Raw genomic sequence first — 7,662 nt, forward strand, 5'->3', positions numbered from 1 at the left:
GGAAGGGGACTCGGTCATCCTATCTGCTCGCACAGGCGTTTCCTGAGAGGATAGGGGTGTGACCAACCCAGCCACTCCCGACCCGCATACCTGGGTTGTCGTACCGCTGTACAACGAAGCAAGCGTCATCGCCGGCGTCATCGCGGGGGTCCTCCCCCACTTCCCGAACATCGTGTGCATCGACGACGGCTCCACCGACGGCTCCCTGGAGGTGGCTCGACGCGCCGGAGCCCACATCGTCGAGCACCCGATCAACCTCGGTCAGGGTGCGGCCCTGCAGACGGGCATCGAGTACGCCCTGTCCCAGCCGGGCTGCGAGTACATCGTGACCTTCGATGCCGACGGCCAGCACCGCATCGACGACGCGGTGGCGATGGTCGCCGCGGCGCGTGCCAGCGGCGCGGCGATCGTGTTCGGCTCGCGCTTCCTCGACGACCGGACGAACCCGGGCTGGATGAAGCGCGTGATCCTGAAGACCGCGGTGTGGGTGACCAACATGACCACGAGCGTCAAGCTCACCGACGCGCACAACGGCCTTCGCGTCATCCGCGCCGACGCCGCCGCGCGCCTGCAGCTCAAGCAGGACCGGATGGCGCACGCCACCGAGATCGTGCTGCAGCTCGGCGACACGGGGCTGCCGTGGATCGAGCACCCGGTCGAGCTCCTCTACACCGACTACTCCAAATCGAAGGGCCAATCGGTGCTCAACTCCGTCAACATCCTCGTCGACCTGATCGTGCGGTGAACGCCATGTGGATCCAGATCCTTCTCATCGCGGCCGTCATCGCCATCGGCGCCGTGTTCATGCGCCGGACCGGTGCGGACAGCCACCTGGCGATCCGCCGTCTCCTGTACGGCGGCTTCGTGCTCGTGGCGATCGTGTCGATCCTGTTCCCGCAGTGGCTCACCTGGGTCGCGAACCTCGTGGGCGTCGGGCGCGGTACCGACCTGCTGCTGTACGCGCTGGTGGTCATCTTCATGGTCTTCGTCTACACGCAGTCGAGGAGGAACGCCGCGCAGCAGCGCAGCCTCACCCTGCTCGCGCGCAAGCTCGCGCTGCTGCAGGCGTCGCAGGACCCGCAGGACGGCGCGCGTCGTGCCGCCCCGGACGACGGCCAGCCCGAGGATTAGCCGCAGGCGGTGATCCGCCAGAGGCTCGCGTCGCCCTCCGAGGCGACCTCCTCGAATCCCGGCCGGTCCTTGAAGTCGGTCATGCCGGGCATGAGGTACTCGCCGGGACCGGTGCCGCCGATGCCGAAGTCGAGCACGTAGTCCGGGTCGCCGTAGGCGGCGAGGGCCTCGCACACCGCGGGGTCCTCCGCGGCGTCACGCAGGTGCGCGGCGATCACGTCCCACGCGGCGGACTGCGGCGGCGCCCACGTGCGGGGGACGATGTCGCGCTCCCCGAGCACGTAGGCGAAGCCGGCTCCCGTGGAGGGGTTCGCGATGATCAGCGAATCCCGCGACACGAGGTCGGGAAGCTCGGTGAGCAGGCGGTACTCGTCGTCGGAGAGGTAGCTGTCGGCGTTCATCGCGTAGCGGGACTGCTCGTCCGTCTCGTCCGCGACGCGCAGCAGCACCACCGGGGAGAGCGCGACGTTGACGATCCCGACCACGGCGACGACCACCAGCGAGACCAGCGCGACCGCGTCGCGACGCGCTCCCGTGAGCCTCGGGACCGCGGCGGACACCATCCGCACGATCATGGCGAGGCCGAAGGCGGCGAGGGGGACGACGACGATCGGCACCATCGCCGCGAGCCGGAAGGAGTCGCCGTACCAGGGACCGGTGAGGGCCCTCTTGATGAAGGGAAGGTCGGTGCCGACGCTCACGATGTAGAGCAGCGAGAACCCGGCCCATCCCACCGCCAGCCACCGCAGTCGCCGGTCGCGCACGGCGGCGATCAATCCGGCCAGCAGCAGCACGCTCATCCCCCACGCCGCGGGCAGCAGCGAGTGGCTGTTCACCAGCACGTCGGCGATCGCGCCGAACACGCCGCGGTACGACCGCCACAGCACCGGTCCGGCGAGGTAGGCCAGGACGAGCCACACGACGCCCACCGCGGCCCAGCCGACCACGATCACGCTCCACCGCAGCACAGGGCGCGCGCCGGGGCGGCGGATGCCGAGCAGCAGGCTCCCGGAGAACCACAGCATCACCAGCGCACCCCACGTGAGCACGGACGACGGCTGCGACAGCGTGGCCGCCGTCACCGCCAGGAGCGCGGCGACGCCCGGACCCGCAGCGGCGAGAAGGCGTTCACCGCGCCGTGCGCCCCGCCACGACCGCACCGCGACGATCGTGAGGGCGACCGCGGCGGGGACGACGGCGAGCGAGAGGGCGTAGGGGTACAGGACACCCCACTCGAACATGAGCTGCGGGAACGCCATCAGGCCCGCCGACAACCCGGCCGCCAGCGCCGTGACCAGTGCATCCCCGCGGCTGACGACGTGGGCGAGCAGCGACACGCTCAGCGGCCACACCACCGCGGCGATCACCAGCGCGACGATGTTGGCCGCGACCGGGATCGAGCCGATGTCCAGAGCCACCAGCGAGGTCATGGCGTGCCAGGCCGCGGGATAGAAGGTGGATCCGCCCAGCAGCCCGGAGAGGTCGAGCGACGAGACCGTGCCGGACTCGGCGGCCCAGCGCAGCGCGTTCAGGTGGAAGACGGCGTCGTTCGTCTGGGAGATCGCGGTCGGCGTGCCGACGTACGCCATCAATCGGGCCGCGTTGAGGCCGCCGCCGACGATGAGGCCGACGGCCAGGAGCGCGAGGTGCCGCGGCTGCCGTCGTGGCACGTCGGCCACGCTGCGACCGCGACGAAGCAGCAGCGACACCGCGAACACCACCGCCACGACGACCGCGACCGCGATGCCGACAGAAGCGAGAGCCCAGTGCACCCCGAGGAACGGGAAGACGATGGCCAGCACCGCGAGCGTGCCGACCGAGAGGCTCGGGGCCGACGCCCAGAGCGTCAACCCGCGCAGACGGAGAGCGGCGCCCAGCAGAAGACCGGGGACGAAGAAGACGAGGAGCGTCAGGGCGATCAGCCCCGACTGCGCGACCCAGTCGCCGATCATTCGTCGACCAACGCGATCGCGCCCTCGATCTCGCCGTCGTACACGACCTCGCCCTTGTTGATCACCACGCCTCGGGTGCAGAGCTCACGCACCATCTCCATGTCGTGGCTCACGACGACGAGGGTCTTCTTCTGCGCGATCAGCTCGCCGAACTTCTGCCGGCACTTCTCCCGGAAGGGCGCGTCGCCGACCGACAGGATCTCGTCGACGAGCAGCACGTCCAGCTCGACGTGGATCGCCACGGAGAACGCGAGCCGCATGAACATGCCGGAGGAGTAGTGCTTGACCTCCTGGTCGATGAACTGCTCGATCTCGCTGAACGCGACGATCTCGTCGTAGCGCTCCTCGATCTCCTTGCGCTGCATGCCCAGGATCGCCGCGTTGAGGAACACGTTCTCGCGCCCGGACAGCTCGGGGTGGAAGCCGGCACCGACCTCGATGAGACCCGCGACCCTGCCGCGCGTGAGCACCTCGCCCGCGTCGGGTTCCATGACCCCCGAGATGAGCTTGAGGAGAGTGGACTTGCCCGAGCCGTTGAGCCCGAGGATCGCGACCGACTCCCCCTCGTTGATGACGAGGTCGAGCCCCTTGAGCGCCTCGAAGGTGCTGGAGGTCTTGCGACGCCGGATCCAGGCGACCACGGTGTCCTTGAGCGACAGCGCGTGGTTCAGCGTGAAGTTCTTCCGCACACCGTCGACGACGATGCTCGGGCGGGGGGCGATGGCGGTACTCATAGGTCCTGCGCGAACCTTCCCTCGAGTCGGCGGAAGACGAGCTGCCCGATCAGCAGCGTGCCCAGGGCGATCAGGAACGTCCACAGCGTGTTCCAGCCGAGGCCGGGCGGCAGCGGCATGGTCGTCTCGGTGACCGGACGCCAGAAGGCGTAGTGGAACAGCTCGACGCCCTGCGTGATCGGGTTGAGCATGTAGAGCTCGAGGATCCAGTCCGGCCAGCCGAGCGTGCGGACGGCCTCCTGCACCATCGTCCACGCGTAGAGCACGGGCGAGGCCCAGGTCGCGAGCAGGAGCAGCAGCTCGACGATGTTCTCCGCGTCACGGAACCGCACGTTGATCGCGCCGAAGAACAGGCCGAGCCCCAGCGCGAACAGCGTGACGATGACGATGCCCGCCAGCGCGGCGAGCACCGAGAGCACGGTGATCCCGGGGATCCAGCCGAGGAAGAGGCACACGATCAGCAGCAGGGCCAGCTGCGGGAGGAAGTGGATGAACGCCACCAGCACGGCGGAGACGGCGAAGAGCTGCCGCGGCAGGAACACCTTCCGCACGAGCGGGGCGTTGTTCACGATCGACGTCGTCGCGTTCTTGAACGCCTCGGAGAAGAGGTTGATGACGACGATGCCCGAGAACAGGTAGACGGGGTAGCTCTCGATGTTCCTGTTCAGGCTGAGGAACAATCCGAGGACCACCCAGAACACCAGGAACTGCGCCCCGGGTCGCACGTACGACCAGGTCCAGCCGAGCACCGAGTTGCGGTAGCGGGTGGTGACGCCGGTCCGCACGAGCAGGTACAGCAGATACCGCCAGCGCACCACATCGATCAGACCGCGACTCGTGCCGGGGGTGTCGAAGGAGGAACGCGGGACGACGGCGAAAAGATCTCGGGTATCTGTCACGGCCCCACTCATTCAGCTGCGGCGGCGGTCGCCGCGGCGCACTCCAGTATCCTATGGCACCCGTCCGGACGCCTTCACGGCACGCGCTCAGCCGAGGGCGGTGAGCGTGTTCCAGCCGTTCCCGATCACGCCGCTCGCGCCCCAGCCGCCACGGCCGTCACCGCGGAACAGGTAGAGGTTGCCGTTCGTGTGCCGCCCGAGGAGGTCGGAGGTGCCGTCGCCGTCGAAGTCGCCGGGGCTGAACAGGGCGTTGAAGCCGCCCCACCCGACACCGATCTGACGCGGCGTGCCCCAGCCGCCCGTGCCGTTGGTCGGGTACACCCACAGGCGCGCGTCGGTCGTGCGCATGATGAGGTCCGCCCGACCGTCGCCGTCGAAGTCGCCGCCGTTGACGGCCATGTCGAAGCCGCCCCAGCCGTAGCCGATCTGGATGGCCTGGCTCGCCCAGCCGCCCCTGCCGTCACCGCGGTAGTACACGAGGTGGCCGGCGGAGTTGCGCGCGATCATGTCGGTGTTGCGGTCGCCGTCGAAGTCGATGCCGCCCACGAGGAGCGTGTGGTTCTGCCAGCCGTTGCCGATCACGACGGGCTGCCCGTAGCCGCCCGCGACACCGGGGATCAGCCAGAGCCGTCCGTCGGGGGTCACCCGACCGAGGTCGCGGTACCCGTCGCCGTTGAAGTCGCCCATGGGGATCAGTCGGTCGCCCGCCGTCCACCCCGAGCCGATCTGCTGGGAGCCGCGCCAGGCACCGGCGCCGTTCCCGCGGTAGAGGTTGAGGTTCCCCTGCGCAGTGAGCCCGAGCACGTCGGGTCCGCCGTCACGGTCGACGTCGCCCACGCCCGATGGCATGGCCCGCGGCTTGGTGACGAGGTCGCCCGAACCGGTCAGCGCCGACAGGATCTGCCAGCCGTTGCCGATCTTGCCGCTCGACGTGATCGCTCCCCGTCCGTCGCCGGGGTACATGTAGAGGTCGCCGTTCGCGGTGCGCGCCGCCACGTCGTTGACGCCGTCGCCCGTGAAGTCGCCCGGCACGAAGATCGCGGTCATGCCGCCCCAGCCCTGCCCGAGCTGACGGGAGCCGGTCCAGCCGCCGCCGCCGTCTCCGTAGTAGGCGAACAGTCGACCGGCGGCGTCCCTGCCGATGAGGTCGGGGTTGCCGTCGCCGTTGAGGTCGATGTTGCCGACGAGCATGTTCATGCCTGCCCACCCCCAGCCGACGCGGATCGCAGGCAGGAGGCCGCCCTTGTCGTTGCCGCGCCACAGCATGAGGTCGCCGTTCTTGGCGGTGGTGAGCACGTCGGGGATGCCGTCGCCGTCGAGGTCGCCCGCGGCGGTGGAGAGCACCACGCCGCTCCAGTCCAGGTTCAGCGACTGCGGTGCCGAGAAGCTGGCGCCGCTGCCGCGCATCACCGAGACGCCGTTGCCCTGGCGGATGATGAGGTCGCGCGTGCCGCTGCCGTCGAGATCGCCGACCACCATGGCCGCGCTGACCCCGGTCAGGCCGCTCGCGAGCTGCTTGCGGTTGCCCCACACGTTCTTCGCGAACGGGTATCCCCACAGCACGCCGGCACTGTCGACGCCGACCATGTACGACGAGGAGCTGACCGAGGCGAGCGAGGGCACCTGGGGCGCCTGGGTGGAGCCGAACCAGTCGGTGAAGTAGTTGTAGAAGTTGCGGTTGCCGTAGGCCGAGCAGGTGTCGCCGTCGCCGTATCCGGCGCGCAGCGCCGCGGCGTTCGGCTGATACGGCGTGTAGTAGTAGAGGGCCGAGGTCGCCTTGTTGGCGATGTACACCGGCGAGGAGCCGCACGCGCGGTTCGGGTTGAAGAGGATGTTCCAGGTGCGGCCGGGCGCGTAGTACTGGAACCACTTGCCCTCCATGTAGATCTGCATCTGGCGGGCGGCGCCGTAGATCTGGTGGAAGAAGCCGACGTACTGCGGGTCGCAGGGCGCGTCGTCCGGGCAGCCCTGTCCGAGCGCGATGTCGTAGCGCCAGGCGCTGGGCCACGTGTGGTTGACCAGGCTCTGCTCCTTCTGGAGCATCACGATGAGCACCTGCGGGTTGATCCCGCACGACTGCGCTGCACGGTAGATGATGCGCGCGGCACTCTCGTTCGCGGCGCCGGTGTATCCGTCGCAGTACTGGTCGGCGGCCCGAGTGACCGTGGTCATCTTGAAGTCCTTGATGCACACGATGGGACGACCGTCCTCGTCGGTGCCGCCGAGGCACCGCGAGACGCGCGCGTTGAAGAAGGCCTGGATCTGCGCCTCCGTCATCGTGTCCTTGTTGGTGAAGACGGCGTCGCTGATGATGTTGCCGGGCGTGAAGCCGGCGAGCGTGCTCTTCGCGATCCCCGACGCCGCGGGGGCGCCGACCGCGCGGGCGACGGGCGCGGAAGCGGAAGCGGCGGCCGTCGCGGCGGTGGCCGGCACGACGGTGCCGACGAGGAGGGCGGAGACGGCGAGGAAACAGGTGAGGAGTCGGGAGGTCCTCAGGGTGTTTCGCGAGCGTGGGGCACGTCGAGACATGTGACCAGTGTGACGGAAGTTGCGGGATGATGCCACTGTTGCGACGTTTCCACCAGGGGAATTCGGCGTGTCGCTCGATTGTGCAGCGTCTTCTCAGCCGTTCACAGGTCGGCGTGCAGGCTCCACACCCTCTCCGCCGCGCCCGCCCAGGAGAACGCGCGCGAACGGTCCGATGCAAGCACCCGCAAGCGCGCAGAACCGTTGCCCGCCGCATCGGCGAGCGCGTCGGGCAGGTCGTCCGGCGCGGCGAACATCCCGCCGTCCGCGATCACGTCACGGTGGCACCCGGTATCGCTCGCCACGACGGGCACCCCGACGGTGAGCGCCTCGACGGCGCGCCACGGCCACCCCGCGACCGTCCTCGTCGCCGCATAGGCGGACGCCCCCGAGAGCACGGCAGCGCGGTCCGCTGCCGAC

The 7,662-nt window shown here is 69.4% G+C and carries 7 protein-coding genes; 2 read left to right on the forward strand and 5 right to left on the reverse strand.

What is annotated here, in order from left to right; translation table 11 throughout:
- The first annotated feature begins 58 nt into the window (after window positions 1–58).
- Both DW309_RS17390 and DW309_RS17395 read left to right on the forward strand, forming a co-directional pair.
- A complete protein-coding gene (locus tag DW309_RS17390) occupies window positions 59–745 on the forward strand; it encodes a glycosyltransferase family 2 protein (RefSeq protein WP_136029921.1) in 687 nt (228 codons plus the stop codon).
- Window positions 746–750: 5 nt separating this feature from the next.
- On the forward strand, window positions 751–1,131 hold the full coding sequence (locus tag DW309_RS17395) for a DUF2304 domain-containing protein (RefSeq protein ID WP_136046083.1): 381 nt from the start codon (window positions 751–753) through the stop codon (window positions 1,129–1,131).
- Here DW309_RS17395 and DW309_RS17400 read toward each other — a convergent pair.
- From DW309_RS17400 to DW309_RS17420, 5 genes are all read right to left on the reverse strand, one after another.
- On the reverse strand, window positions 1,128–3,083 hold the full coding sequence (locus DW309_RS17400) for a DUF6541 family protein (protein ID WP_136046084.1): 1,956 nt from the start codon (window positions 3,081–3,083) through the stop codon (window positions 1,128–1,130). The genes DW309_RS17395 and DW309_RS17400 overlap by 4 nt on opposite strands.
- Window positions 3,080–3,817 carry an ABC transporter ATP-binding protein gene (locus DW309_RS17405; RefSeq protein ID WP_136029927.1) on the reverse strand — a complete coding sequence of 246 codons (738 nt, stop codon included), beginning with the start codon at window positions 3,815–3,817 and terminating at the stop codon, window positions 3,080–3,082. Before DW309_RS17405 ends, DW309_RS17400 begins: the two co-directional genes overlap by 4 nt.
- The gene (locus DW309_RS17410) at window positions 3,814–4,728 is read right to left on the reverse strand and encodes an ABC transporter permease (RefSeq protein WP_136029929.1); all 915 of its coding nucleotides are present in this window, start codon (window positions 4,726–4,728) and stop codon (window positions 3,814–3,816) included. The genes DW309_RS17405 and DW309_RS17410 overlap by 4 nt, the downstream gene beginning before the upstream one ends.
- A gap of 75 nt (window positions 4,729–4,803) precedes the next feature.
- The gene (locus DW309_RS17415) at window positions 4,804–7,245 is read right to left on the reverse strand and encodes an FG-GAP repeat domain-containing protein (protein ID WP_136029931.1); all 2,442 of its coding nucleotides are present in this window, start codon (window positions 7,243–7,245) and stop codon (window positions 4,804–4,806) included.
- A 101-nt stretch (window positions 7,246–7,346) separates the two neighbouring features.
- On the reverse strand, window positions 7,347–7,662 hold a 316-nt coding region (locus DW309_RS17420), incomplete at its 5' end, for a glycosyltransferase (RefSeq protein WP_136046085.1).

Origin of the sequence: Microbacterium sp. K41 (assembly GCF_004794395.1) — a bacterium.
GTDB lineage: Bacteria > Actinomycetota > Actinomycetes > Actinomycetales > Microbacteriaceae > Microbacterium > Microbacterium sufflavum.